The organism is Schleiferilactobacillus harbinensis (assembly GCF_008694105.1).
GTDB classification, from domain to species: domain Bacteria; phylum Bacillota; class Bacilli; order Lactobacillales; family Lactobacillaceae; genus Schleiferilactobacillus; species Schleiferilactobacillus harbinensis.
Window position 1 is genome coordinate 3188720 of the sequence record NZ_CP041364.1, and the last position, 25004, is coordinate 3213723.

The following is a 25004-nucleotide window of genomic DNA, read 5'->3' on the forward strand; positions in this document are numbered from 1 at the left end:
CGGCCGGTCCTTTTCTATAGCCAGATATCCGGCAGGATAGGCGTTGGGTCAGCGCCGGTGATCTGTTCTTTGAGCTGCCGGTACCGGCTGGCTTCGAGTCTGTGGTCTAAGATGGTGAAGATCGAAATGGCTTGATCCATTTTCTGCCGGCCCGCGGTCTGGTCAGAACCAGTCACGAAGGCCAGCCAGCCGGTGAGAAAGATGAGGTGGACCTGACCGTCCATGGCGTTGGGTGATCTAGCCGTGATCTGCTCTAAAATTGCCAAGGTATCCCGCGCATAGGCCATCTTGCCATGCACCATAAACGCCATGAATTGGCTTTCACCCGCAGGAAATAAAATTCTTTGCCAGGACGAATCCAGCATCCGCTCTGGAATGTGCTTCGCTGCCGCTTGCAGGATCAGATGGTTGGCGTCATCCGCCAATTCGCTGAGAAAGAAGGCATAAACCTGCATATCCACCGCCGTCCACATGTCCAGATTCAACAAATACTCCTGTACGGGCGTCAGATCGATCACGGCGGTATCGGGCATATCCAAGTTGTGTTTCGCGCGCTGCAAATGGATCTGCGCGCCGCGCCAGTTGAGCAGGTGCCAGCGGGTGGGCGCCGTCCGATAGTCTTGAGCAGTCACGGTGACGAGATTTTGCGCCCGCAGCAGCGCTTTTTCTTTATTTTCCATGTGACCGCTGGCATCGATCCGGAAGTAGAAGTCAGAAAAATGGCCAAAAAAATCTGGTCCAATACGCCGGGGTTGATCAGCCAGCAAGACGAATTCTTCCGGGGTCACATGCAGCCGATGCAGCAGGTGTAAAAACTTGGTCAGCGTGATGTCGGTCTGACCCCGTTCGAAGCGGGAGAGCAGTGCTTCAGAAAGCTGCTCATCGGCGAGATCGGCCAATCGAATGTGTTTGGCTTGGCGAATTTGGCGAATCAAAGTCCCATAAGGCATCGCTGCCGCCGCCTTTCCTGATATTGGCCCCAGTATAGCAAGCTGACTTGCAGATATGCAAGCGGCTGAGAAGAGCTGCCGCCTCCTTGGTACAGTGTGATTGATCAAAGGAAAGAAGGGGACGGCAATGCGTCAATACTTTTTGAAACATACCGGATTAACACTATCGGTTACGGTTTTACTCATTATCTGTTCTGCGCTGCGTGTTTTTCACGGGGTAGTTAATGCCTATGTGCTTGACGGTTTGGTCGCCAAGAGTATGTCACGATTTCTATTTTGGACCGGCATCGATATTGGGTTATTTCTCGTTTTGTCCATTTTCTTATTCGGCACGATGTACCTGGAAGGGGTATTGGTGCAGAAAATGAGTTTGGACCTGCGGTTGACGATCACCCGTAATATCACTCATGGTGATTATGCATATTTTCACCGGCACGATACCGGCACCTATGGGTCGTGGCTGACCAATGATATTACAATGATTGAAGACCAGGGCTTTCAAGGTTATTTCTATATTGTGCAGTTTGTTTGCGACACTGGGTTCACCGTGGCGGCGCTTATTCAGTTCCATTGGTCGCTGGTCATTGTCTCTATTCTGTTGGGATTGATCACGTATAGTGCCCCGCAATTATTGGCCAAACCGATGAAGCAGACCAATATGGCGGTGACCCACGGCAACGAAAACTTTCTCAACCAGGTGCAGTCGTTTCTCCAAGGCTTCGATACGTTGTTCGCTCTGAATCTGCAGCAACGATTGGTTGATCAGATTGCCGGTAGTGCGCGGAAAATCGCCGGACTGCGGGTGAAACAGAACACGGTGAAGGCCGGGATGGGGTCGATCGCCGGTTTGGCCAGTATTGTGAGTCAAGTGGGAATCAGTGCTTGGACTGGCCTCTTGGTCCTGTGGCGGCTCACCTCAGTCGGGGCAATCATGGCCACGGGGAATCTATCCTTCAATCTTCTGAACAGTATGGCTAACCTTGGTCCGCTGGCCGCCCAAATGAAGGCTGTCCAGCCGTTATTCGCCAAGTATGCGGCCCAAGCAGACAATCAATCGGCAGAAAAGAGAACTATTCCCGCCGACCAGGCCCAATCGATTGCCCTTGCCCAGTTGAGTTATCAGTATCCCCACACCAGCAAGCCGGCCTTACAGCCCCTTTCGCTCACGGTGGCACCCGGGACCAAAGTGGCCATTACCGGGCCCTCCGGAGTCGGCAAATCCACACTGCTGAACATTCTGAACGGCAAACTGCCGGATTATCAAGGCACAGTGACAGTCGCCGGCGTCCCGCTGAAGCAAATTGCCGGCCGGTCGCTGCGCGATAATGTGCTGTATATTGACCAGTCGCCCTACGTCTTCAACGGAACCGTGCGCGACAACTTGGCATTAGGCCAAACTTTCTCCGATGAGCAGATCATGACGGCATTACGCCAGGCTGACTTAGGCGATTTTGTCCAGCAGCTGCCCCAAGGCTTGGCGACCCCGGTGGGCGAAGACGGCCGATTATTCTCCGGCGGTCAGCGGCAGCGGTTGGCGCTGGCCCGGGGAATTCTGCGCCAGCGGCACATCATGCTGATCGACGAGGGCACCAGCAGCTTGGATACCGCTAGTGCATTGAAGGTTGAGGACAGCTTCCTTAAACAACAAGGGCTGACGGTGATTTTCGTTACCCATCAGCTGCATGCGCAAAATAAAGACCTATTTGATCAAGTGGTAACGCTGGCATAAAAACTGGACTGGCGGCCAAGACCGTGGTAATCTCAAGGGCAAACGGGGAGGGACTATCATGATCCAGGAAGCAGAATCTCATGTACAACTCATTCAGCAGAGTATCCCGAAGACTAAGCCGGGCGTGAGTGAAGCAGAAACAACGGCTAAGCTGCGCAATGACCTGGCGCATTGGCAGGCCGCTCCCATTTCGGCCGCAACCTTGCGCATTTTACGGCAACGGGCGTTTCAATTACGGTTGCGTATTGTGATTGCTATCGTTTTGGGCATCACCATCTTTGTTTTGGAGTGTATTGGTTCGATCTATTATCTCTTATTGCTCTTTTGCCTTGTTGAAGTCATCACCATCGGCGTGATTATTGTGGATGAAATTCGCATTACTATTTTGCGGCGGCATTCAGGCATTCGCTGAGTTATCCAGGCAATCAAAAATCCGCCCGACAATTTCACCTAAACGGAATTGTCGGGCGGATTTTTGGCTACTCAGCAAAGGTCTTTTGAAAATACAACTCGTGCAGGTCAGCGTTCGGGTAGTACAAGTCGCCAAACTGGGTATAGCCATTGGCTTCGTAAAACTCTGGTCCTTGGAAATCAAATGTTTCCAGATGGATGACCTGGCAGCCATAGTCGTGCAGATCGTGTTCGATTTGTTGCAGCAAAGCCCGCCCCAGACCCTGCCGGCGATAGCGCGGATCAACCCACAGCGTATCCAGGTAGCCAATCCGGTAGTAGGACGAATAGCCCATAATGCCGGCGATGATCTGGTCGCCGTCTTTGATCGCGTAACGCCAGCCGACAAACGGCTTGGGCTGGGTGAGCGGTTTGCTTTTAATATTGTAGTCGTCCAGCTGATCTTCGACGAATTCAAAGTCGTCACTGGTGATGGGGATGATTTTTGGTGACATGAGAAATACTCAGCTTTCTTAGGGATGCTATTCAGTATGTTAGAATTTATTCCCAACGTCAACCGCGTTTACGGTACACTGAGAGCATACTAACGAGTAGTGGAGATGGATGCGCATGGCGATCAACAAGATGATTGAGACAGCACTAGGACGTTTTCAGATTTCTACCAACATCAGTGATGACGGGCCGTTGGTGGTCTTTCTCAGCGGCGCTGGGCAGTTCGACACCTTGGCGACCTATCATAATGTGATTACCCAGCTGCCGGCCAGCGTCAATTGGCTGACTGTGGATTATCTGAACACGGGATACAGCGGGACAGCCGTGAAGGACTATACCTTGACCGACGAAGCCCGGGCAATCGCTGACATTATACATACTCAGGCGGCAGCGGGCGTCATTCTCGTCGCCCATAGTCTTGGCGGTGTTTATGCGTTGGTGATGGCGGAACAGCTGAAAAATGTTGCTGGGTTTGTTGGTATTGAGCCGACAACGCGAGAGATTGTTTTGAATCCGCCCCAGACAGCACCCTATCAGCAGGCCGCAACGGCCCAAGCTAATTGGACCCAAGACCAAATGGAAGCGTGGCTGCGCGGGCATAGTCAACGGGAGTTTCCAGACGAAGCCGCACAGCGTCTTTGGCAATCCTACACCCACAGTATTGCCCGGCTGAAGCCGGTTGATATCCAACGGCTGACCCAGGCAATGAATAGTTTTTCTTGGTCGCGAACATCATTGACACTGCCGGTCACTATCCCGACGGTTATCGTGACTGAAGCCTACCGGGCAGCTGAGATGGCTCGATCGGAATATATGACGGCTAATCCGCGTTCCCGGGTGATTACTGGCGGCAGTTATCACTATATTCACTGGGAAAAGCCGACGCTGGTCAGCCAAGCCATTATGGATTTGGTGCCTGTGTGATTATTTGGTTTGCTCAGGCGCTTTTCTCTTGCCTTTCTCCCTGTGGTACCATGGGGGAATAAGTAGAAAGCAAAGGAGAACTTCTCGTGGAAATTCAAGTACAAAAAATCGTGGACATGGTGCCCGCTGAACAGATTCGCACCATCACGCTGACGAAGACGCCGGCGGAGATCAAGAAGGACGGTTTGGCCGCGGCCCTCGGTGAGCTGCTTGACAACTTCGAGGCGAGTGTGGCGGCGAATGAAATGACCCAAGCCAATCTCGATATCGCTACGGAGGTGCCAGTGGCTTTTCGCTTGGAGACGAACGTCATTAACTTGCCCTTGGCTGACAGCAACAAGCTCTATCAGTTCTTCGATTTGGACGCGACGGCGGCGGTGAATGTCTACCTGATCGTGGAGTCGGAGGATATTAATGTCTCCCATTTGCGCATCGATGAAATTGCGCCGGTGGATACCTTCTTGAGTGACCAGGATCAGGTGCGGGCCCAAATCATTCAAGCGGCCCAGGAAAAGTGGGATTTCTTACAAACAGTTGAGCACCCGACGCCAGAAGAAAAAGCCGCGGCGGAGAAGGCCGAAGCGGCGAAACAGGCAGCCGCGAAGCCGGCGCCGAAGCGGCGAACGACAACCCGGAAGAGTCCGGCGAAGAAGACGACCGCACGCAAGAAGGCGCCAGCCAAAAAGGCCGCGACCCGCAGTACCACCGCGGCGAAGAAAGCGCCAGCCAAGAAGACCACGACCCGCAGTACCACCGCGGCGAAGAAGGCTCCAGCGAAAAAGACAACCACCGCCAAAAAGACGCCGGCTGCCCGGACGCGTGCCAAGAAGACCACGGAGGATTAGCCGATGGTTGTCCAACAAGTCATTGAATTGGCCGCCGTCGGCCTGCTCGCTGGTATTTTTGGGGCCATCCTCGGGATCGGCGGCGGGATGATCATCACCCCGGTTTTGACGATCATGATGGGCATCGACATTAAGTACGCCATTGGGGCCAGTATCATCGCGGTCATCGCCACCAGTTCTGGGGCAACGATCGCGTATATCAAGGATGATCTGCTCAATTTGCGGGTCGCCATGTTTCTAGAAATTGCCACGACCATTGGGGCGATCACCGGCGCGCTGCTTACCGGGGTCATTCCCCATGCGCTGCTGTACGTATTCTTCGGTTTACTGCTGATTTATTCCAGCACGAACATGATCCGCAAATTGCGGGGGACGGCCGATGAGCGGTATCAGCCGGTTCAGCCGGACAAGTGGTCAGAAAGACTAAACTTGAACGGCAGCTATCGGGACATTATCGAGCATAAGAATGTGGATTATGAAGTGAAAAACGTTCCCGGCGGGTTCGCCATGATGTACGGGGCCGGCGTTGCTTCGGGTCTGCTGGGCATCGGCAGCGGGGCGTTCAAAGTCATTGCCATGGATACGATCATGAAGATGCCCTTGAAACCGTCCAGCGCCACTTCCAATCTGATGATGGGGGTCACCGCCGCGGCCAGTGCAACGGTCTATTTCTTCAATGGATCGATTCAACCCCAGATTGCTGCGCCTTTAGCGATCGGTATTCTTGTGGGGGCCACGATTGGCACGCGAATCATGCAGCACTTGCGGCCGCGGGTCATTCGGATGATTTTTATCCCCATTTTGATCTATATGGGTCTGCAAATGGCGCTTAAAGGATTCGGGGTGACCATCTGATGGCAGAACGCAAAAAAGAAATGAACGAGGTCGAACGCCTCATCGGGCAGATTCTGCGCATCGGGGTCATCGTCTCCGCCATCGTGATCGTCATCGGCTTAGCCGCGCTGTTCATTGAAGGCGGCAGCGGCTATCCCGGTGATACGGTACCCTTGGGTTTCCGGGCGATGTTTGCTGGCGTGATGCAGTTCAAGCCCTTTGCTATTATTATGCTGGGGTTGTTCCTGCTGATCCTGACCCCCGTTCTGCGGGTCGTGGTGTCGATTTACGCGTTCGCCGTGGAGCGTGACACTTTGTATGTCGCAATCACGACGATCGTGTTGATTATTCTAGTGATTGCGATGGTGATTGGTTATGCCGGAAAATAAGAAAATAGAAATTCGTCAGTTGACCGCCCAAGACACACCAGCGCTGCAACTGCCCAATGAGCCCTTTGCTTTGCACGGGCGGATGATCGTCACGCGGGATGCCGCGGCCTGGCATGCTCGGTTTGAAGAAACTGACTCGGCCGCCACGCAAACCTTTCCCGATGAACATTACCAGTTTGCGGAGATTGCCAAGAACGGCTTTGCGCTGGGCGCCTTCGACCAAAACAAACCCGTCGGTCTGGCCACCTATCAAGAGGCGTTCTTCAAGTATCTGTACTTGGACGACTTGAAGGTGAATGCCGCCTATCGCCACCAAGGTATTGCCCGCCGGCTGATTCAGGAGGCTGCGCCCGCGGCTAAACAGCGCGGGTACGCGGGGATCTACACGGTTGGTCAAGACAACAATATCGACGCTTGCCGGTTCTATCTCGCTGCCGGGTTCCAGATCGGCGGGTTGAATACCCGCGGGTATGGCCACACGCAGCAGGAGGGGAAACAGGACATCTATTTCTATCTGGACTTTTAGCAAGGGATTGAATAATCGGGTATCGCGGCGTTTTGTTCGTCGTGATACCCGATTTTGTTTCTCTTTTGATAATTTAGTGAAGTGTACTTCAAATTTTTTTAAAATAGCCAGTTGATGAAACATACTTCCCTCAATTGGTAATTCTGGATTTAATTGAAGTACGCTTCAGTAATTCGGGGGAAATTTGGCAGAAGAATTACGATTCAACATGTCACGCTCATGAAAAACAAAAACCGGATACCGCAGCCAATTCACAGCGGCAGTACCCGGTTTCCATTTCTTGCTAAAGTCTACTTCTTGTCGTCCTTCTTCGGCCGACCGATATCATAGTCTGAATCACTCATTGCTTCCACATGGCCCAACAGGTACCCATTCCCAACCTGGGAGAAGAAATCATGGTTGGCGGTTCCGGTGGAGATACCATTCATGACGATGGGGTTCACGTCGTCGGCGGTGTCGGGGAAGAGGGGTTCTTGGCCCAGGTTCATCAGCGCTTTGTTGGCGTTGTAGCGCAGGAAGGTCTCCACTTCGTCCACCCAGCCAATGTCGCCGTACAGCATCTCGGTGTATTTCTCTTCGTTGTCGTACAGGTCGTAGAGCAGATCGTACATCCAGTCCTTGAAGCGGCCCTGTTCGTCCTCGCTCAGCTCATTGAAGGCCAGCTGGAACTTGTAGCCGATATAAGTGCCGTGGACGGATTCGTCCCGGATGATCAGCTTGATGATTTCGGCGACGTTAGCCAGTTTGTTGTTCCCCAGGTAATACAGGGGGGTGTAGAAACCTGAATAGAACAGGAAGGTTTCCAAGAAAACACTGGCGACCTTTTTCTCCAGCGGCGTGCCGTTTTGGTAGATTTCGTTGACCGTGCGGGCCTTTTTTTGCAGATATGGATTGCCGTTGGTCCAAGTGAAGATCTCGTCAATTTCTTCCGCCGTATTCAGCGTGCTGAAAATGGAAGAATAACTCTTGGCGTGGACGGACTCCATGAACTGGATGTTGTTGAACACCGCGAGTTCTTGGGGGGTACGGATATCCTTGCGCAGCTGGTCGATCCCGTCTTGGGATTGCAGCGTATCCAGCAAGGTCAGTCCGCCAAAGACGTGACCCACCAGGGTGTGCTCCATGGGTGACAAGGTGCGCCAATCGTCCAGATCGTTGGACAAGGGGATCCGGGTATCGAGCCAGAACTGCTCGGTTAATTTCTCCCAGGTCGATTTATCGATCTGATCCTCAACAGCGTTCCAGTTAATGGCTTTGTAGTAGTGAGTGCTTGTGTCAGACATTTCGGGCTCCTTTAGATAATGCACGATTCGCAGTCATTGCTGCCAATCTCTTGCGAATTGTCCGTGAACGTACGGACGTAGTACAGCGACTTGATACCCTTATAATACGCGTAGTTGCGCAGAATGCTCAAGTCCCGGGTGGTTTGTTCCGGCTCGTGCTTCCAGTCGTACAACCCCTCGGGCATGGTCGAGCGCAGGAACAAGGTCAAGCTCATCCCCTGGTCGACATGCTGCTGCGCCGCGGCATACGTGTCAATGACTTTGCGCATGTCGGTATCATAGGCCGACGTGTAATAAGGCATCGTATCGTTGCTCAAATGCGGCGCCGGGAAGTAGAGCTTGCCGTTCTTCTTCTCGGTCCGTTCCTCGACTAAGCGGGTGATCGGATGCAAGGACGCGCTGGTATCGTTGATGTACGAAATCGAGCCAGTGGGGGCAACGGCCAGCCGGTTCTGGTGGTACAGACCGTATTTTTGAATATTGTCCCGCAGCGCGGCCCAATCAGCTGTCGCCGGGACGAAAATATCCTTGAATAACGCCTGCACCTTCGCCGTCTTGGGGGCAAAGCTGTGGTCGATGTACTTATCGAAGTAGGTGCCGTCAGCGTACTTGGATTTCTCAAAGTTGTGGAAGGATTCGTGGTGTTCCTTGGCGATGTTGTTGGATTCTACCAAGGTCCAGTAGTTCAGCAGCATGAAGTAGGTGCTGACAAAATCCAGGGCTTCCTTAGAACCGTAGTGCATGTGGTTGACAGCCAAGAAGGTATGCAGCCCCATGGCCCCAAGACCGATGGAGTGGCTCAGCTTATTGCCGTGGGCCACGGTCGGGACGGCCACGATGTTGGAGTGGTCGGTGATATACGTCAAGGCCCGGGTCATTACCCGCACGGAGTGGCCAAAATCCGGGGAGTGCATCAAGTTCAAGATATTGGTGGAGCCCAGATTGCAGCTGACGTCGACGCCCATCTTGGTATATTCTTGGTCGTCGCCGATCTGCGCCGGAACTTGCACCTGCTGAATCTCGGAGCAGAGGTTGGACATCACGATCTTACCGTCAATGGGATTGTCCCGGTTGGCGGTATCGACATTCAAGATATACGGATAGCCGGACTCCTGTTGCAGCTTAGAAATCTCGTTCTCCAGGTCCCGGGCTTGGATCTTGTACTTCTTGATGTCGGGATTGGCTACCATGTTGTCATATTCCTTGGTGATATCCACGTAAGCAAACGGCTTGCCGTAGTAACGTTCCACAGAATATGGGGAGAAGAGATACATCGGCTCGTTGTTGCGCACCAGTTCGTAGTACTTATCCGGGACGACCACGCCCAGACTCAGGGTCTTGACCCGAATCTTTTCGTCAGCATTTTCCTTCTTCGCCGACAGGAAGCGGATGATGTCGGGATGGAAGACATTCAAATAGACCGCCCCGGCGCCCTGCCGCTGGCCCAGCTGATTGCTGTAAGAAAAGCTGTCTTCCAGCAGCTTCATAACCGGCAAGACACCGCTGGAAGCCCCCTCGATACCCTTGATCGGCGCGCCGGCTTCCCGCAGGTTGGAGAGGGCGATACCGACCCCGCCGCCGATCCGGGATAGTTGCAGGGCGGAGTTAATGCCCCGGCCGATACTGTTCATATCGTCGGTGAGCTGGATCAAGAAACAGGACACAAATTCACCCCGCCGCGCGCGGCCCGCATTCAAGAAAGAAGGGGTCGCCGGTTGGTAGCGCTGATTAATGACTTCGTCGGCGATGTTCGTCGCCAGTGTCTGGTCGCCATCGGCGAAATAAAGGGCGTTAAACAGGACCCGTTCCTCGATGTTTTCCAAGTATTCGGCACTGTCGTTGGTCTTCATCGCATACTGGTTGTAGAACTTGTAAGCGGCCATGAAGGACTGGAACTGGAAGTGGTTATCCACCAGCCGTTGGTACAAGTCGCTGATGAATTGGCGGGGATACTTGTCGATGAAGCCTTCTTCTAAGTAGTCATTGGCCACTAAGTAGTCGATTTTAGCCAAAATCGAGTCAAAGTGCTTCAAGTTCGGTTTGACGTTTTCGTCAAGAAACGCCGCCAAGGCTTCCTTATCCTTGTTCAAGGGAATCTTGCCGTCCACCGGCCGGTTCACCTCGTTGTTCAGTTTGAAATACGAAACCTCTTTAATGTCCAAGTCCTTAAGTGACATGGGCCACCACTGTCCTTTCTACGAGTGCTTAGGGAAAAATTGGCGAAAAAAAACACCAAGATGCAACTGCACCTTGATGTTGTCTCCGGATGAGGCGCATCCATCCATTGTACACCGATTAGCCGACCAGCGCCTTCAAGGAGTCCGGCCGGAAACCCATGATGGGGTCAGCATCTTTGGCCATGACGACGGGCAGGGAACGGAAGCCTTGAGCCTTCAATTGATCAATATATTGGGGCTCGTCGTTAATGTTTCGTTCTTCAAAAGGTACGTTATGTTCCTTTAAGTAGCGTTCAGTCATCCGGCATTGCATACAGCCGTTACGGGTATAAATTACGACTTCACTCATGTGAATCCCTCCAAGCAGTTCTTTGTTTGCGTACTTTTAAGTATAGGCCGTCCGGGTCGAAAGTACAACATGTTGTGCTTACTTTTTTATAGCACACAACATAGAGATGGGTGGACCGACAAGCAAGACATACTGCGGTACTTGCGAGCTGAGTTGGCACGCTGGCCGGTTGAAAATGAGAACAGGGGGTAGGCCGGTTTGGGAAAAAATATTAGGCCAAAAAAACGACCCGCCGAAACGAGTCGTTGTGGCACCGAAGGCGTTACTTCGTCGCCGGATTATCAATATAAACGAACAAATCGCTCGGGATCCGGATAATTTCGTGGTAGCTTGCTGCCCGGCCGGCGTGCATGCCCAGGCCGTTGAATGGCGTGTTCTTGTACGTTGCTTTGATTACCGCGACAAAGGATGACCGCGTGTTATTTTCCATCCGCTCCATGGACTTCGTCGGCCAAGGATATGCGGCGGCTTCTGCTGGCACGATTTTCTTCCCCGTGGAGATCGTTGCATCTCGGCTGTTGATCTGGTACTTGGAGCCTTCCGTCCAATACGTATACGTTTGGATCGGGGTATGGCCGCTGCCGTTGTGCACCCGCACCAGGTAGCCCTGGTCGCCTCTGGTTTGCATCACCAGCGGCCGGTAGCGGTAGTCCAACTGAATGGCACTGCTGTCCGCAATGGTGTCGGTGTGTAAGAAAGTCGCGTAGATCATCGTGCCGAAACTGGCGGCGACGATGACGATCAGCAGCAAGTCCAGACCGAAATTAGCGGCCGAAAAATGCCGCCGTTGGGTAACCAGCATTTTTAATCGGCGTTTACGGATATTGTGTACAGCGAAAATCAAGATGATGACGGCCAGCGTCCAGCATGCGACGCCCAGCCAGTTCCATGATGCCCACATGGGTATATGCCCCTCTCCCTATAAAACTGCTTGTCTTCATTATACCTTGGCAGCGGGATAGACGAAACCCAGAAACTGTAATTGCCAAAACCGAACATTAACTGATTTACAAACAAAATCATGCCGTTTATTCGCATTTGTTTATTGACTGCCGGCACGCCATACCGTACTATTAAATCCGTATGACAAATAGCTGATAAGAAGGCGGTTGGCAGTATGGAAACGCATGGCGAAAAAGGTGCCCAGTTGGGGCTCATTAGCATCATTCTCTTAGGCATCAATGGCATTATTGGTTCTGGTATTTTTCTGCTCCCTAATCAGGTTGCGTCACTGATGGGCACGGCCGGTATCTTTTCTCTCATCTTTGATGCGCTGCTGGCAATCAGTATTGCCATGTGTTTTGCGCAAGCCGCCACCTATTATGATGAGGATGGCGGGCCGTACTTATATGCCAAGGATGCCTTTGGCGACTTCGTGGGATTCGAAGTCGGCTTCGTCACTTGGGCGATCCAGATCATCGCGGAAGCCACGATGGCGGTGGCCTTCGCCACCGCATTGGGGGCGACGTTCCCGGCGCTGGCCAATATCTGGGCGAAGAATATCACCGTGACGGTGCTGCTGGGGCTGATGGCGCTGATGAACATCGCCGGGGTCAAAGTGTCCAAAATCGTGAACAATATCGTCACGCTGTCCAAACTGATCCCGCTGCTGCTATTTGTCACCATGGGCATTTTCTTCATTCACGGCGGCAACTTCACACCGCTTTTCCCCCACGGTCACTATACCGCTGGTCATTTCGGAGCTGCAGCCGTCACGATGTTCTACGCCTTTGCCGGATTTGAACGGGTCGTTGTGGCCGCAGGGGATATGAAGAATCCAAAGAAGAACCTGCCCCGGGCCCTGCTGATCATGGTCGGAATCGTCTTGGCGTTCTACTTATTAATTCAAACCGTCTGCACGGGTGTCCTGGGCGCCAGCGCCTTGGGGCACACGACTGCGCCGATTCAAACCGCTTTTGCCAAGTTTGCCGGCGGCTTCGGTAATTCTTTGGTCGCGGCGGGTACGCTGCTGTCCACGGGCGGTTTCTTGGTGGCTTCCAGCTACGTCACCCCGCGTTCCGGGGTGGCGCTGGCCGAACACCACATGATGCCCAGCATGATTGCCAAGCGCAACAGTAAGCATGCGCCGTACGTGGCCATTCTCATTTCCATCGGCATCAGTATTCTGATCGCCTGGTCTGGACAATTCGGTTATCTGGCCCAGATCAGTGCCGTGTCCCGGTTTGCCCAATACATTCCCACCTGCTTGGCGGTGCTGGTCTTCCGCCGCACCCGGGCGACGGCCGCGGATCGTTTCCAGCTGCCGCTGGGACCGGTGATTCCGGTCGTCGCTGTCGCCGTCAGTATCTGGCTGCTGTTCCAAGTCACCGCGTTGCAAGCCGTGCTCGGCTTAGGCGCTTTGATCGTCGCCATCCCGTTCTACTTCCTGATGAGCCGGCAAGCCGCCACCGCCAAGGATCTGTCCTAGTCCCGGCCTAAGTAATCTTGGCCGTATGCCCCCACTAAGTACGTATGGATCGCAGTCAGAAAGTTCTTAGTCGACGGAGCCGGCGTTTCCTTCCGGGTCAGCACGCAGATCGTCCGGCGGAAGGTTTCGGAGAACGGAAACACATTGACGTTCCCCACCAGCTTCTGCAACGCCAGATCCGGCAGAATGCCGAAGCCCAGGCCGCTTTCCACCATCGACAGGATCGACTGGTCATCGATGGAATAGGCCAGCGAGTTTGGCGTAACGTTGTAGCGATCCAGGGCTTTCTTCGTATCACCGTCGTAGTCGGCCTGCTGCAGGATGAAGCGCTGGTGGGCGATATCCGCGCCGGTGACGAATTGGCCATTGGCGGGTTGAAAGTCGGCGGGGGTGACACACCGGATCGTATCCGCCGCCACCGGTTCGACTTGGACGTTTTCTTCCACCGGCAGGGTGGAGAAGCCGATATCGATACTGCCTAGGCGCACCTGCTGGGCAATTTCGGGAAAGGTGCCCTGCCAGATTTCGACCTCGACCTGGGGATAGCGTTTCTTGAAGTTTTGAATGATCCCCGGCAGCCAATTGATGCACACACTACTAAATGCGCCCAACCGCACGAGTCCGGAATTCAGCCCTTGAATGCTGTCCGCGACTTGCTGCAGTTGGGCTTCTTTGTTCAAAATATCCTGGATCACGGGAAGAATGGTCGCCCCATCCGGAGTCAGTTCGACGCCGGTCCGGTGCCGGATAAATAGGGGAAAGCCCAGGGTCGCTTCCAACTGGGCAATGGAGTGGCTCACCGCGCTGGGGGTGACGTTCAGCCGCGCGGCAGCGGCCACGAAGGTTTTTTGTTGAACAACTTCGGTAAAGACTTGATAGGCAAAATCTGCCATGATGACCTCCGATGATGAATTTAATTCATCTAAGATTGAATAAGTTGAGTTTTACTAATCATAGCACTGGCCGTATGCTATTCATAGAGATTGAGATGAGCCGCGGAGCCCATCGCTAGAGGAGGTCATTGATTATGACAAAATTATTTGCAGAACGGACAATCAAGGCTGGAGAAGCTGGGATCGCCGACGCCTTTGCGGCCAGCAACGATGCCAATCTGATCTCCTTTGCCGGCGGGTTCCCGGATGCCGCGCTGTTCCCCAACGCGGCCATGGGCGCAGCTTTCCAGCACGCTTTCACCGACGGGTCCCAAAACATATTGCAATACCACGACAACCGGGGTTACTTAAAATTACGGGAACAACTGGCGGCACGCTTGACGGACGACGGTACGCCGACTCAGGCCGATGATATTATTTTGACCCAGGGCGCGCAGCAAGCCATCGATTTGGTGGCCCGGATGCTGATCAACCCCGGCGACGGCTTAGTCGTTGAAGCGCCGACTTACTTTGGTGCCTTGGGGGCCTTTGATAACTATGACCCGACCTACTATGAGGTTCCGATGCAATCTGACGGTATGGACATGCATGCGTTGCAAAAGGTCTTGATGGCCCATCCCGTCAAGATGATCTACACGATCCCGGATTTTCAGAATCCCACTGGTATCGTCATGTCCTTGAAGAAGCGGCAGGAACTGCTGCGCTTAGCTAAGCAGTACGACGTGGTCATTTTGGAAGACTCTCCGTACCGCTGGCTGCGTTTCACCGGCGAACAGCTGCCAACGCTGCAATCCCTGGATACCGACGACCGGGTCATTTCTTTAGGCAGTTTCTCGAAGATCCTGGCTCCGGGGCTGCGCCTGGGCTGGGCATCCGGCGGTAAGCGTTGGATCGACGCCATTGCCAACTTGAAGAATGGGGCGGACTTAGAGAGTCCCTTCATGACCATGGTGGCCGTTTCTGATTATCTGGCCGAGAACAGTCTGGATGACCACTTGGTCCAGCTGCGCCGGACGTACCAGATGAAGAAAGACGCGATGGTCAACGCCCTGCGCTGCAATTTGCCGGCGGGCTTCAAGGTCAACGATCCCCAGGGCGGGTTCTTCGTTTGGTTGACTGGGCCAGCAGACGTGGATATGGGCCAATTGCTTAAAGATGAGGTTTTGCCCCATGAAAATATTGCCTATATTCCGTCCCGCAATTTGTATCCGTCGAAGAGTGTCGTAAATGCTGCCCGGTTGAACTTCACCGGTGAAGACGTGGCAGCCATTCAAACCGGTGCGGCTCGGTTAAGTGCAGCTTTGGCGCAGGCGGTGGTACAGCCGGCGACAGCGGCTGGCTTGTCCTAAGTGCTTCAGGAATACCAAAAGCGGCCTGCTCAGCCAATTGATATTGGCTGGGCAGGCCGCTCTTTGCGTTAGGCGGTCAATTCAGGTTTCTCCCGCAGCAGCAGAATCAGCACGATAACCAGCAATCCCGCCCCGCCAATGATGGCGTGCTGGCCCAGCAGCGGCACCAAGCTGGCCGACAGGAAGGCCCCGAGGCCGAAGCCCAGCGCGACAGCGATCCGGTCCCAGCTGCGGTGGCCGGCCAAGGTGGAGGTGCCCAGTGCCGCATTAGCCAAATAAGCCGCGCTGGCCTGGATATTGCCGGTGGTCATGGTGGTCGTATACGGCTGGCCTTTCATCTTACGGAAGACACTCAGCTGAATCGCGGCGGTGAACGACATCATCGCGATGACCACGGTGTCCGGCAAGCGGGCGCCAAACAGGGCAGTGAGCAGGAGAATGATGATTTCAATACTGACCCCGATGATGTGGGTGCGCCGCTGCCCGGGTTTATGCACGTAGGGGGCGAGCAGGGTGATGAAAAACGCCCCCAGGTAGAAAGCGGCTAAGGGCAGCAGATAGTGGCCGCTGCTGGCCCATTGCCCCCGGGCAAGGTGGATGCCGAGCAAAATGACGTTCCCTGATTGCAGGCTGGAGAAGACATTGCCATGTAATAAGTATGAAAAAGCATCCATGTAGCCGCCCACGCCGGCGAGGATCATGGCGGCGGGAAGCTGTTCATGGAGCGGGAAAACGGGCGGGTGGTTAGGGTGCTGAGCCATTGGGCAGAGGCTTCCTTTCTGAAATAAAAGTGAACTCTGCTATTATGCCACGAACTCGGCAAAAAAGTTGTCAAAAAGGGCTCATCTTCGTAGAATGAGTTATCACCAAACATTGGAGGTTAAACGTATGGAGAAACCAAGATTACGGGGACGGGACTTAGGATTTGTCGGCATTATGCTGTTTGGGATGTTTTTTGGCGCGGGCAATTTGATTTTCCCCATCTTTATGGGGCAGCAAGCCGGATCGCACGTGGGAATGGCTGTTCTCGGCTTTTTGCTGACCGGGGTCGGGCTGCCCTTGCTGGGTGTGGTGGCCATTGGCATCACCCGCACGGATGGGGTATTTGGTTTGGCGAAGGCCGTCAATCGGCCGTTTGCCTATTTGTTCACGGTATTATTGTATTTGGTCATTGGGCCGCTATTATCTACCCCACGATTGGCAACGGTTTCTTATGAAGTGGGCATTCGCCGCTTTGTTTCCCCGGGGCAGCAGACTTTGGTTTTGGCCGTTTTTTCGGTCATCTTCTTCTTCACCGTCTGGTGGTTCTCCCGCAAGCCGTCGCGGATCATGGAGTACGTCGGTAAGATCCTGACGCCGACGTTCTTGATCCTTTTAGGCGTCTTGATGCTCACGGCGCTGCTGCGGCCGTTGGGCGGGTTAGGCCATGCCGCGGTGGGGACATACGTCAGCCATCCGTTGAACACCGGCTTCGTGGAGGGCTATAACACCATGGATGCCCTGGCTTCGCTGGCCTTCGGTATCGTCGTCATCGACACCCTGCGCGGATTGGGCGTCAAGGAACCGAAGCAGATCGCAGCGAATACGATTCGCGCCGGTGTGATCAGTATGGTCCTGATGGGGGTGATCTATGCTGGTTTGGCGATCATCGGCGCCCAATCCCGGGGGGCGTTCTCCCCGGCAGCCAACGGCGGGATGATTCTGGCCCAATTGGCCGAACATTATTTCGGCCGCTTGGGCAGCTGGCTGCTGGCGATCATCATCACCTTAGCCTGTTTGAAGACTGGGGTAGGGCTGGTGACAGCCTTTGGCGAATCCATGCATAAGCTGTTTCCCCGGATTTCCTATAGTGTATGGGCCATCATTGCCGCGGGGCTGCCGGCAGTGTTTGCTAACGTAGGTTTGGATGGCATCATTGCGTTGTCCATGCCAGTGCTGAACCTGCTCTATCCGTTAGCCATCATCCTGATCCTTACCGCGCTGGCCAGCACGCTCCTGCCTGCCCAGCGCTGGACCTATACCTGGGCAATGATGTTCGGCCTGATTCCGGCGCTGCTGAACGTCATCACGGGGCTGCCGGCGAGCTTGCAGCATTGGTCCGTGTTGGCGGTCCTGCTGCACTGGGGCGAAATTTTGCCGCTGTATCAGGCCGGTTTCGGCTGGGTATTGCCTGCTGTCCTCGGCTTTGCCGTCGGTGCGTGGATCGATCACCGACGCGCACGTGCGGGCGCTTGAATTCTGTCATTTTTCGCCCTACACTGAAGTTAGGAGCGTCTCGGAATATTTTAAGGAGGACCTAATTGATGAGTGACAATGGGGAACAACAGGCAGTCAGCGATAAAGTACTGAATGCGTTTGTGGATTTCTACCTGGCAGAACAGCAGAACGAAGAGTTGGATCAGATCAGCCAATGGGATGACCATTATGTCATGGCCAGCATCAATGAAGTGCTGCAGCTGAGCAGCTACTTTAACCACGAAGATAAGAAGACCGCGCTGATTCGTGAGAAGCGGGCGGAACTGGAAGAATTGATCAATACCTTGATCGACCAGCACGGGGCACCGAATTCCAGCGATGAGGCCCAGTGGCTGGATTGGTACCAGCAGCACTTGGACAGCCTGTATTCCGGCGGCCGCAAGGGCGAATAAAGTCAGATATACAAAAGGCACTGCCTGCTTGGAATTAATTAATTCCAGGTGGGCAGTGCCTTTTAGGTTATAGCCGAGTTTAATGCAGGTGCTTCGCGAGATACCGGCCGGTGATACTGGCTGGCGTCTTGGCGACCTGCTGTGGGGTGCCGGCCGCGATGATTTTACCGCCTGCATCGCCGCCCCGGGGACCAAGATCCACCAGATAGTCGGCGTTGGCCAGCATATCCAGATCATGTTCGATGTAAATAATCGTCGCACCTTGTTCCCGCAATGATTCGAATACTTTGAGCAGGGTCCGAACGTCCTCTGGATGCAAGCCGACACTGGGTTCGTCGAAGACAAAGAGGCTGCTCTTTTGGTTGCGGCCCATTTCGGTGACCAGCTTCAGCCGCTGGGCTTCGCCGCCGGAGATGGCCGGGGTGCTTTCGCCTAAGACCAGATAGCCCAGTCCCATATCGGCCAGATGCTGCAGAATCGCGGCGATCGCCGGATCGTCTTGAAACAGGGGCAGCGCGTCGCGGATCGACAGATCCAGCACATCGGCGATGCTCAGGCCATGCCACTGCACCGCCAAGGTTTCTGGATTATAGCGTTTACCGTGGCAAACTGGGCAGGTTTCAACCATATCCGGCAGGTACTGGATATCCAAAGAAATCGTCCCTGTACCGCCGCAGTTGGGACAAACGCCGCCCTCTGTGTTGTAGGAGAAGTGGCCCGCATCCCAGCCCTTGGCCTGGGCCGCGGGTGTTTGCGCAAAGAGCGCTCGGATATGGTCGAAGATACCGGAATAGGTGGCCACAGTGGAGCGGGCATTCTTGCCTACGGGTACGGAGTTCACGCTGACGACACGGCGGATGCCCTTGGCTGTCAATGCCGTAACTTGGCGGGGCAGCGGCTCGTGCTTGCGCTGGGCTTTGATCGCGGGGATCAGACTATCCAGGATCAGCGACGTCTTGCCGGCCCCGGAGAAACCGGAGATGCCGATCAGCCGGCGCTTAGGCAGATCAATGGTGACCCCATGGAGATTGTTGTAGTCGTTGATCGCCAAGTGGATCGTGCCGTGGACCGTTAACTGGTCCGGGGCGGTCTGCTGGCGCACGATCACCGGTGCTTGGCCCGTTAAGAAGGGCGCGATATGAGACGCTTTGCTCGCCGCCACTTGGTTCAGCGACCCATGGGCGATCACCGTGCCGCCGTCTTGGCCGGCCCCGGGGCCCATTTCCACCATGTAGTCAGCTGCATTGAGCAGATTCGTGTCGTGATCGACCACCACCACGGTGTTGCCCAGGGCAATCAGTTTCTGAATGATGCCCACCAGCCCGGCCACGTTGGCGGGGTGCAGGCCAACACTGGGTTCGTCCAAGACGTAGAGGACGCCGTTGGTTTCGCTGCGCAGGGTGCGGCCCAGCTGGAGCCGTTGCAATTCCCCAGTCGACAGGGTGTTGCCCGCCCGGTCCAGGGTGAGGTAATCCAGACCGAGATCCAGCAAGGGTTTTAAAGATCCGCGCAGCTCTCGGCTGAGATTTTTGACCAGCGCCCGCATTTCGGTATCGTATGTATCCGCGAGTTCATCGTTCCAGTGTTGCAGCTGGCTCAGGGTGAGATGACTGATCTGAGCAATATTTTGGCCGTTGATCAAAGCGGTGAACAACTTGGGATTGAAACGGCTGCCGTGACAGGTCGGGCATACGGTCATTGCGTAAAACCGGTCCAAGCGGGCCAAGGTACGCTCGTTGGTGGCCTTCGCTGCAGTGTCTTCCACCGCATTGTAGGCGTTTTCGAACAAGGCATTGTTCATGTGGAACACCCGTCCGTTGGCGCTGGGCAGATCCACTGGATAGCCTTTTTTCGCCCCATGGAGAACGGTGTGCTGTTCTTTCTTCGTCAAATGATCAAACGGAACATCGGTGCGCACGCCGATGGCCCGGGCGACGTCCGGCATAAAGTTGCGGCCGGGCAAGCGCCAAGAGGCCACAGCGCCTTCATCAATGGTCTTGGTCGGATCCGGAATCAGCCGCTCCGGCACCAGCTGGCGCAGCACCCCAGTGCCGCCGCAAGTGGGACAAGCGCCCGTTGAATTGAAGGCGAAGTCCTCGGCGGAAGGCGGCCGAAACGTGACGCCGCAAATGGGACAGGTGATCTCGCCCATGTGTTCACCGGTCACTGCGGCCGCCTGGGCAATCTTAATACTCGGCGGCAGCTGATGGCCGTTGGGACAGCGATGGGACGCGATCCGGGAAAACATCAACCGCAGCACGTTCAGGCTTTCGCTCATGGTGCCCACGGTGGAGCGTTCGTTAGGCACGTTGGGCCGTTGACGCAGGGCAATGGCTGCTGGGATATGGTGCACAGCGGTGACGTCGGCCCGGCCCACCTGGCTGATTCGCCGGCGGGTATACGTTGACAGGGCGTCTAAATAACGCCGCGAGCCCTCAGCATATAGAATGCCCATGGCCAGCGACGATTTGCCGGACCCGGAGAGTCCAGCGATGGCGGTGAAGGCATTCAAGGGAATGTCCACATCAATATTCCGCAGGTTGTGCACCCGGCCCCCGCGAACAGCAATATGATCTGGTTTTTCTGACATCAGCAGTAATCCCCCTTAGCACAATGATTATTCTGTCTTTTGGTCTGGTGTCTTGGTGTGATAGTGCACGTCGGTGACGAACATGTAGCCCGCCGCGTTTTCAGAAATCGCCACGGTGGCCCGGTCGCTCGTTTGCACAATAAAAGGTCCGCTGAACGGTTCTTTCTTCACGACGGTCAGCCGCTCGCCCAACCGCAACTGCAAATCCTCAAAGTATTTAAGAAAATCGTGATTGTCGATCACCCGCTGCAGGGTGGCACTATCTTCCGGGGCCAGCGTGCCCAGGGTGATATCCGAGTCATCTTCGATGCCCGAATTGCCAGGAATAATGCCGCCATGGGGGCAGCGTTTGGGCCGGCCCAGAAACTCGTTCAACCGATCTGCCAACCGGTCGTCGGTCGCATGTTCCAAAATATCTGCGGCCTGATGCACATCCGCCATGGCGTAGTGCAGTTTGTCGGCTAAGAACACTTCCCAGATCCGGTGTTTGCGGACCAATTCCCGGGCCCGGGCTAAACCGGCGTCGGTCAGCGAGATTTCATTATAAGGGGTATGAAAAACCAGCCCCTCTTTCGTCAGCGCGGTGAGCATTTCAGTGACCGAGGGGGCGCTCACGTTTAAAATGTCGGCAATGTTTTTGTTGGAGATCTTCTGGTGATCGTGCTCCAATTCAAAGATTGTCTTCAAATAGTTTTCTTTATTCGGTGACATGGTGCATCCTTTCTCTCGCTGCTTGTTTTAGGCCGTCCGAAAAAACGTCTTTGTTAATCATTATAAGCGAAAGGGGAAGAGGAAGGAAGAGAGAGGGCGCAGGCCGACGGTTAGCGGCGTAGGGATAAGGACGGCAAGGCACAAACCCCGGTTTTGGGTGCCGTCCTTATCCCCTAGCCGCTGTCGGCCGGAGCCCGTTTAGGCGGCGACATTCTGTATTTTCTCAAGCAAAAAACGCACCAAAGCACTTATGTAAGCGCTATAATAAGTGCGTAGAATGATTTGGAAAAACAGCCTTTCGGCGCACAAAAATCCCGTCTCAGTTTGGGGAAAGGACTGACATGGTGATGGATCATTTAGTGTTGCTTTGGTTATTGGGGTACGCCGCGGTGGTCGCGGCCGTCGCCCTCGGCCGGGCTTTCTTGGGCCGCGGTGGTCGCCGGTTCCAGACCCATTGGGAGAATTTCCTGGGGAGCTTTCTCCGGGGCGTCTTCCTCCTCGTGGCGCTGGCGATTATCATGTTCGGATCGTTGTAGCATAAACAGGCGCGGCCGCCAGCGGCTGCGCCTGTTTTCGCCCTTCCTTCGCCGTCGTTCTTGCGCTACGATTAGTCTGCAACACAACAGACAGTCAGAAAGGTGGCCGGTACCCGTGGCAAGAATTCAGGCGGCGGAACATTACACGACGGTGGAGGCCTTCCGGGCAATTATTCGGACCCGCATTTTGCGGCTGACCCGGACGGAGTTTCTGAACGATCCCAACGACACCCAGGTGTGGAGCCATTTCATGCAGAAATTTGTGAACGCTAATCAGCAGCGGATCGCGCAAACGGTCAATGCCATTGCCGGTGACGATGGCCCGCAATTGCTCCAGCTCTATTGGCACGCGCCCATTGAGGGTTTCATGACGTTCATGCAGCAGCGCATCAAGCTCTATGTCATGGCCCTGTCTACTGATGAAGACGCTATTCCAATGTGGAACTATTACGGTTACGGCGGCATGGAAATGTCGTTGGACCTGAACGGGTTCATGCAGGATCTGCAAGGCCAGCTGCGGCCCGGCAGTCATGAATACATTGGGGCCTCTCGGGTGATTTATGTGGACAGCCATGCGAATATTACCAAGGCCCACATTGCCAGCGACTTTCAGGATTTTCTATTGGCGGACACGAACAACTTGGATCTGTTCACGGCGGATCGGGAGGCACTGGCGGCTCGCCATCAGCCCACCGATGTGTTTGAACGGACCGACCTGGGCCAATACATTGATGACTTCATCGAGTCGTATATTTGGTCCCTGCGCTATCTGGCGAAGACCCAGCGGGTGATCGGCATCACCACGACACCCGCCGAGATTTATACCCGGTTGTTTGAAAATGACACCAGTGCGCGGGGCGAATACGCTTGGAAGAAAGATTTGCTGTTGCTGTTCGTAATGCTCACGGCGGCAATGAAGTCGGATAGTTACAGTTATGAGAAAGAATATCGGGTGTTCTACTTTGACGCGAGTCTTTCTGAGACGCCCCAGAAACAGGAGAATTTTGATATTCAAGCGCTGTCGGGGCAAAAGTATTTACGCCCTTACGTGGAACTGGCGGTGCCTAATTTGGCCGATTACTTGACGCGGGTGACGTTATCGCCCCAGACCCAAAACCTGCCGGTGGATGTGCCGGTGTATCTGGACGTGATCCAATCTTTATTGCGCCAATATGGCTTCCAGCACGTGACGGTGGCCAGTTCTCAACAACAGATTAGGTGGTAGACAGATGGAAATTTACTTAATGCGTCACGGCGAGACCCGGGCGAATCACGACTTGATCATCCAGGGCGACAGCAATGCCCCTTGGGCCCAATTGACAGCGGCCGGCCGAGCCCAAGCGGCAGGGATGCACGACCGCTTAGCAGCGCTGCATCCGACCCAGATCTTTTGCAGTCCCTTGGACCGGACTCGGGAGACGCTCGCCCAGGCCCTGGGCGATGTCCCCGTGACCTTCGATACTCGGCTGCGGGAAATTCATTACGGTAGTTTTCAAGGGCACACTCAGGAATGGGTGAAGACCATGTATCCGGAATGGTGGCATGCCGCGGTGGGAAACGTCCTGTCGGGCTATGAATCGGTGAGCGGCGGCGAGTCCTTCACCGCTGTGGCCCGGCGGACCATGGCCTTTCTCCGCAGCATCCCGGAACAGGCTGGACCGGTGCTGGTGATCACCCACGGCTTCGTGATCCGCAGCGCTCTGGCCGGTATCCTCGAGGTGCCGGAGACGGAGACACTGCTGGAACCGCCCAACGTGTCCCTGACCCGGGTAACGCGTGATTGCGATAATTTTGCAGTATGGTACTATGGCCGTTAGTTGCTTATCATTGGAGGTTTTGAGATGACAGAAATTACGCTCGTGCGTCATGGCGAGACAAACTACAATGCCCGGGGCCTGATTCAAGGGGCCAGCTCCGACATTCCGTTGAATGAGACTGGCCAGGAACAGGCAGCCCAGCTGCGGTCGCACCTGGATATGAGCCGGTATGACCGCATCATCAGCAGCGACTTGTTGCGCGCCTTTTCCACTGCCCGAATCCTGAACAAAGAAGCAAATTTGCCCATTGAGCAGGATGATCGCCTGCGGGAACTGAATCCCGGCGATTGGGACGGCAAGGCTGTTGCGCCATTAAAGAAGGAATTTCCGGGGGCATTTGATGATCTCGGCTTTTTGACTCCCGATTATGCCACTGTCGCCAACGGCGAGACTTTCCCGGCTGTACGGGACCGGCTGCTGGATGGGGCCAAGAGCTATATTGAGAAATATCCTGACGGCCATCTGCTGTTTGTCAGTCACGGCTTCGCGATTCGGGCTCTGGTGGCTGAATTGCTGCATCTCGCTGATCTCTATCAGCTGGCGCAAATGCAGAACACCGGGGTCGCCCGGGTCGTTGTGCATCCCGATGATTTGTTGACCCGCCTGGTTTTCTACAATCGCGGTTTCAGTAATCAAATTATTTAACGGGACCGGGTTGCGCAGACTGCGGGAATCTAGTATACTATTTATCGCAGTTGTTTTTTCGCCGTTTTAGCTCAGCAGGTAGAGCACCACCATGGTAAGGTGGGGGTCACCGGTTCAAATCCGGTAAACGGCTTAATTAGAACTTTATGGGAATATGATGTTATCCCAACGACTAAAAGTCGTTGGGATTTTTTCTACACATCGATAGCACGTTCAGCATTTAAAAGAAGAACACCAATGCAGAAATCTATATGCCGTCAGTGATCATACGTACCCGCCAATGTGTGTAGTCAAATTCTATTTAGGCAATCAACAGACATATACATTGGCAGACAACAAATGTCATCTCGTTCGACTTGTGGGAGACACCTTGCTACCGGGGCCTTTGTTTACCGGTTGCTGCTTTCTCCCAATACGTACTACAATGCTGGTTTTAGGGCAGTCAGCAATGAGTCCAGACAAAATAGAGAAGGTGTGC

The 25004-nt window shown here is 54.5% G+C and carries 25 protein-coding genes and 1 tRNA gene; 16 read left to right on the forward strand and 10 right to left on the reverse strand.

What is annotated here, in order from left to right:
* Positions 1 to 14 precede the first annotated feature (14 nt).
* Complete coding sequence (locus tag FMM01_RS15625; RefSeq protein WP_150393136.1) at positions 15 to 950, reverse strand: helix-turn-helix domain-containing protein; 936 nt, start codon at positions 948 to 950, stop codon at positions 15 to 17.
* A gap of 127 nt (positions 951 to 1077) precedes the next feature.
* Between FMM01_RS15625 and FMM01_RS15630 the strand changes: the two genes are divergently transcribed.
* Entirely contained in the window at positions 1078 to 2679 is a 1602-nt protein-coding gene (locus FMM01_RS15630; protein ID WP_150393137.1) for an ABC transporter ATP-binding protein, read from the forward strand.
* A gap of 58 nt (positions 2680 to 2737) precedes the next feature.
* Positions 2738 to 3091 (forward strand): hypothetical protein, encoded by a 354-nt coding sequence (locus tag FMM01_RS15635; protein ID WP_150393138.1) that lies wholly within the window; start codon positions 2738 to 2740, stop codon positions 3089 to 3091.
* Between the two features lie 67 nt (positions 3092 to 3158).
* Here FMM01_RS15635 and FMM01_RS15640 read toward each other — a convergent pair whose 3' ends face one another.
* Positions 3159 to 3584 carry a GNAT family N-acetyltransferase gene (locus tag FMM01_RS15640; protein WP_150393139.1) on the reverse strand — a complete coding sequence of 142 codons (426 nt, stop codon included), beginning with the start codon at positions 3582 to 3584 and terminating at the stop codon, positions 3159 to 3161.
* Between the two features lie 115 nt (positions 3585 to 3699).
* Between FMM01_RS15640 and FMM01_RS15645 the strand changes: the two genes are divergently transcribed.
* From FMM01_RS15645 to FMM01_RS15665, 5 genes are all read left to right on the forward strand, one after another.
* On the forward strand, positions 3700 to 4506 hold the full coding sequence (locus FMM01_RS15645) for an alpha/beta fold hydrolase (RefSeq protein WP_190973408.1): 807 nt from the start codon (positions 3700 to 3702) through the stop codon (positions 4504 to 4506).
* Between the two features lie 86 nt (positions 4507 to 4592).
* Complete coding sequence (locus FMM01_RS15650) at positions 4593 to 5351, forward strand: hypothetical protein (RefSeq protein ID WP_150393141.1); 759 nt, start codon at positions 4593 to 4595, stop codon at positions 5349 to 5351.
* A gap of 3 nt (positions 5352 to 5354) precedes the next feature.
* Positions 5355 to 6206, forward strand: a complete 852-nt coding sequence (locus FMM01_RS15655; protein ID WP_027828528.1) for a sulfite exporter TauE/SafE family protein — start codon at positions 5355 to 5357, stop codon at positions 6204 to 6206.
* Complete coding sequence (locus FMM01_RS15660; protein WP_027828527.1) at positions 6206 to 6574, forward strand: DUF1634 domain-containing protein; 369 nt, start codon at positions 6206 to 6208, stop codon at positions 6572 to 6574. Before FMM01_RS15655 ends, FMM01_RS15660 begins: the two co-directional genes overlap by 1 nt.
* On the forward strand, positions 6561 to 7100 hold the full coding sequence (locus tag FMM01_RS15665; RefSeq protein WP_150393142.1) for a GNAT family N-acetyltransferase: 540 nt from the start codon (positions 6561 to 6563) through the stop codon (positions 7098 to 7100). The genes FMM01_RS15660 and FMM01_RS15665 overlap by 14 nt, the downstream gene beginning before the upstream one ends.
* 290 nt (positions 7101 to 7390) lie before the next feature.
* Here the strand turns inward: FMM01_RS15665 and nrdF are convergent, their stop codons facing one another.
* The 4 genes from nrdF to FMM01_RS15685 form a co-directional block, all read right to left on the reverse strand.
* Positions 7391 to 8383, reverse strand: coding sequence for a class 1b ribonucleoside-diphosphate reductase subunit beta (gene nrdF / locus FMM01_RS15670; protein ID WP_027828525.1), 993 nt, complete (start codon positions 8381 to 8383; stop codon positions 7391 to 7393).
* A gap of 11 nt (positions 8384 to 8394) precedes the next feature.
* On the reverse strand, positions 8395 to 10560 hold the full coding sequence (nrdE, locus tag FMM01_RS15675; RefSeq protein ID WP_150393143.1) for a class 1b ribonucleoside-diphosphate reductase subunit alpha: 2166 nt from the start codon (positions 10558 to 10560) through the stop codon (positions 8395 to 8397).
* A gap of 118 nt (positions 10561 to 10678) precedes the next feature.
* Positions 10679 to 10909 (reverse strand): glutaredoxin-like protein NrdH, encoded by a 231-nt coding sequence (nrdH, locus tag FMM01_RS15680; RefSeq protein WP_027828523.1) that lies wholly within the window; start codon positions 10907 to 10909, stop codon positions 10679 to 10681.
* A gap of 262 nt (positions 10910 to 11171) precedes the next feature.
* Positions 11172 to 11810 (reverse strand): LVIS_2131 family protein, encoded by a 639-nt coding sequence (locus tag FMM01_RS15685; protein WP_035440334.1) that lies wholly within the window; start codon positions 11808 to 11810, stop codon positions 11172 to 11174.
* 216 nt (positions 11811 to 12026) lie between these two features.
* Here FMM01_RS15685 and FMM01_RS15690 point away from each other — a divergent pair, with 216 nt between their 5' ends.
* Positions 12027 to 13337 carry an APC family permease gene (locus FMM01_RS15690; protein WP_027828520.1) on the forward strand — a complete coding sequence of 437 codons (1311 nt, stop codon included), beginning with the start codon at positions 12027 to 12029 and terminating at the stop codon, positions 13335 to 13337.
* Here FMM01_RS15690 and FMM01_RS15695 read toward each other — a convergent pair.
* Positions 13334 to 14230: a LysR family transcriptional regulator gene (locus FMM01_RS15695; RefSeq protein WP_150393144.1), complete on the reverse strand. Its 897-nt coding sequence runs from the start codon at positions 14228 to 14230 to the stop codon at positions 13334 to 13336. The genes FMM01_RS15690 and FMM01_RS15695 overlap by 4 nt on opposite strands.
* A gap of 134 nt (positions 14231 to 14364) precedes the next feature.
* On the opposite strand from FMM01_RS15695, the gene FMM01_RS15700 reads away from it, so the two are divergent.
* Positions 14365 to 15579, forward strand: a complete 1215-nt coding sequence (locus FMM01_RS15700) for an aminotransferase-like domain-containing protein (protein ID WP_150393145.1) — start codon at positions 14365 to 14367, stop codon at positions 15577 to 15579.
* A 68-nt stretch (positions 15580 to 15647) separates the two neighbouring features.
* Here FMM01_RS15700 and FMM01_RS15705 read toward each other — a convergent pair whose 3' ends face one another.
* Complete coding sequence (locus FMM01_RS15705) at positions 15648 to 16340, reverse strand: YoaK family protein (protein ID WP_150393146.1); 693 nt, start codon at positions 16338 to 16340, stop codon at positions 15648 to 15650.
* Between the two features lie 127 nt (positions 16341 to 16467).
* Here FMM01_RS15705 and brnQ point away from each other — a divergent pair, with 127 nt between their 5' ends.
* Both brnQ and FMM01_RS15715 read left to right on the forward strand, forming a co-directional pair.
* On the forward strand, positions 16468 to 17814 hold the full coding sequence (gene brnQ, locus FMM01_RS15710; protein ID WP_190973409.1) for a branched-chain amino acid transport system II carrier protein: 1347 nt from the start codon (positions 16468 to 16470) through the stop codon (positions 17812 to 17814).
* Between the two features lie 68 nt (positions 17815 to 17882).
* Positions 17883 to 18227, forward strand: coding sequence for a hypothetical protein (locus FMM01_RS15715; protein ID WP_150393147.1), 345 nt, complete (start codon positions 17883 to 17885; stop codon positions 18225 to 18227).
* A 79-nt stretch (positions 18228 to 18306) separates the two neighbouring features.
* On the opposite strand, the gene FMM01_RS15720 is transcribed toward FMM01_RS15715, so the two are convergent.
* The gene (locus FMM01_RS15720; protein ID WP_150393148.1) at positions 18307 to 20817 is read right to left on the reverse strand and encodes an excinuclease ABC subunit UvrA; all 2511 of its coding nucleotides are present in this window, start codon (positions 20815 to 20817) and stop codon (positions 18307 to 18309) included.
* A gap of 27 nt (positions 20818 to 20844) precedes the next feature.
* Complete coding sequence (locus FMM01_RS15725; protein WP_150393149.1) at positions 20845 to 21528, reverse strand: metal-dependent transcriptional regulator; 684 nt, start codon at positions 21526 to 21528, stop codon at positions 20845 to 20847.
* A 347-nt stretch (positions 21529 to 21875) separates the two neighbouring features.
* On the opposite strand from FMM01_RS15725, the gene FMM01_RS15730 reads away from it, so the two are divergent.
* The 5 genes from FMM01_RS15730 (at position 21876) to FMM01_RS15750 (ending at position 24659) form a co-directional block, all read left to right on the forward strand.
* Positions 21876 to 22064, forward strand: a complete 189-nt coding sequence (locus FMM01_RS15730; protein ID WP_150393150.1) for a hypothetical protein — start codon at positions 21876 to 21878, stop codon at positions 22062 to 22064.
* 115 nt (positions 22065 to 22179) lie between these two features.
* The gene (locus FMM01_RS15735; RefSeq protein WP_027828512.1) at positions 22180 to 23289 is read left to right on the forward strand and encodes a DUF2971 domain-containing protein; all 1110 of its coding nucleotides are present in this window, start codon (positions 22180 to 22182) and stop codon (positions 23287 to 23289) included.
* Positions 23290 to 23293: 4 nt separating this feature from the next.
* Complete coding sequence (locus FMM01_RS15740; protein ID WP_150393151.1) at positions 23294 to 23881, forward strand: histidine phosphatase family protein; 588 nt, start codon at positions 23294 to 23296, stop codon at positions 23879 to 23881.
* A 24-nt stretch (positions 23882 to 23905) separates the two neighbouring features.
* Positions 23906 to 24526, forward strand: a complete 621-nt coding sequence (locus FMM01_RS15745) for a histidine phosphatase family protein (protein WP_150393152.1) — start codon at positions 23906 to 23908, stop codon at positions 24524 to 24526.
* Positions 24527 to 24586: 60 nt separating this feature from the next.
* Positions 24587 to 24659 (forward strand) — tRNA-Thr (locus FMM01_RS15750).
* Positions 24660 to 25004 lie beyond the last annotated feature (345 nt).